1 protein-coding gene is annotated in these 2,182 nt (G+C 40.6%); it reads left to right on the top strand.

The window, feature by feature from the left end; all coding sequences use genetic code 11:
• Positions 1-380: 380 nt before the first annotated feature.
• The gene (locus AC5GD6_RS06200) at positions 381-2,015 is read left to right on the top strand and encodes an ABC transporter substrate-binding protein (protein ID WP_061102847.1); all 1,635 of its coding nucleotides are present in this window, start codon (positions 381-383) and stop codon (positions 2,013-2,015) included.
• The last annotated feature ends 167 nt before the right edge of the window (positions 2,016-2,182 follow it).

Below are 2,182 nucleotides of genomic sequence, written 5' to 3'. Positions count from 1 at the left end.
TATTTGCTTTTTGAATAATAATCGGCAAAAAAATAGGGGAAAGTTGTATTAAGAAGGCAAAAATACAAACAATAGTGTAAATCGTGTGTAGGATGGTATTCTGAATGGCATTGATTTTATCTTATATGATCTAAATCATACGCAATCATGGGAAAACATAGGTCATTTGTGTTTAACATGTGGGTAAATATTACATAATTGTTTCCAAATTCAAAAAAGTCTTTTCACATCTCACAAAACATGACAAAGTTATTCGTAAGCAAATTTGAATACATTATTTACGAACGAAAGACATATAGTATGTTTTTATGAACGTCTGTAAATTTTGGAATTCAATGCTTACGTTTTACACGACAAGCTTTAGGAAAGGTAGGATTAAGATGGATACAATTACCCGTCGTAATTTCCTTAAGGCATCAGCCGTCTCCATGGGCGGCATCGCCGCTTCGGCGATGTTGAGCGCTTGTGGTGCAACTGATGAAAATGCAGGTGCAGATAAGAAAAAAATTGTGCGTTTTGGCTTAGCCAATGCTAAAGTTCCTCTGGATATGCAACGCAGTACAAATTCACTTTCTGCTTCAATTTCGGATAGCATTTGTGAAGCTTTGCTTCGTTGGGATGAAACTAACAAGTTGGTTCCTGTCTTGCTTGAGTCAATTCCTCAATTTGAAGCAGACGGGGTAACCCTGCCATGCACACTTAAATCGGGTGTTAAGTTCCATGATGGTTCAACGCTTACTTCTGCAGACGTTAAATATACGTTCGAGCGTATGTTTACTCCTGAAACTGCTGCAAAATCCACGTATATGTATACATCAATTTTAGGTGCCGACGAAATGCTTGCTGGTAAAGCAAAAGAGCTTGCTGGTTTTAAGATTCAAGATGACACGCATTTTACTTTTACGCTTAAAGCTCCATTTGCGGCATTCCCGTCTAATCTTGCTATTTCCTATTCACATATTTTCCCCAAAGATGCTTGCGAAAAAGCAGGTAAAGATTGGGGCCAGGGCACTAACCTTATTGGTACTGGTCGTTATAAACTTGTTTCAAACGACGAAACAACCGAAGTTGTACTTGCTCGCTTTGATGACCATCACGATGGAAAGCCCGCTCTGGATGAGATCCACTATAAATACTTTGACGATCTCAACACTAAGATGCTTGCGTTTAAGAATGGCGACATAGATTATTGCGACCTTGATCCTTCGTTGCTTGCACAATATCAGGCAGATGCCGATGTTAAAGATCTTATTCATTCGTATGAATCTTTAGGTGTACATTTTATTAACCTTAACCTTAAACAAGGCAAAGGCCTTGAGGATGTTCGTGTTCGTCAGGCTTTGTCGCTGGCAATTAACCGTCAAGAGCTTGTTGATACCATCGCAAGTGGCAATGCTATTGCTGCTGGTGGTTGGCTTGCTCCTCAAACACCTGGTTCGCTTAAGGATATGGGTGCGCTTGAATATAATCCTGATAAGGCAAAAGCTTTGCTTGCCGAGGCAGGTGTAACCAATCTTAAACTTACTGCAAAAGTTCGTGCTGGTTTGAGCCAAAAACAGGTTGTAGCAGTTCAGGATTATTGGTCAAAAATAGGCGTAGATCTTGATGTACAGGTAGAAGATGCTGGCGTTTGGGCTAAAGACTGGGCAGATGGAAATCTCCAAATTACGGCACTTGGTTGGTATCCGCTTTATGCCGATGGCGATAATCACCTGTATACATACTTTTACAGCACCAGTGCTGCTAAAAAATCGTCGTTCTATAACAATCATGAGGTAGACGCTCTGTTAGATAAGGCACGTACTTCTCATGATGAACAAGAGCGTGCAGATATCTACAAGCAAGTTGATACCAAGATTACTCGTGAAGATTATGCAACCATTCCTCTGTACTGGCCAAAGGGAACCTTTGTGGCTAAGCCTTATGTTAAGGGCGCAGCCGTTGGCAACCTTATTTATCATACGTTTGAATTGGATGTTGATACATCAGATCCAAACTATAATCCCCAAAGCTAAGTGAGTCTTTGGTAAGGTTTCATGCAAGGATAACGAGGAGGTGCTGCGTAAAACAGCACCTCCTTCTGTTCACGCACACGATACAATTGTTATTAAGAGGGCTTCGCTGTAAAAACATATATAGACGTGCCGAGGGCGCTTACGTTTTTTTGTTTTGAATGCTTGTG

The organism is Fannyhessea sp. (assembly GCF_986145555.1).
Note: the sequence above shows the minus strand (reverse complement) of the source record. Positions and strands in the feature narration are given on the sequence as shown.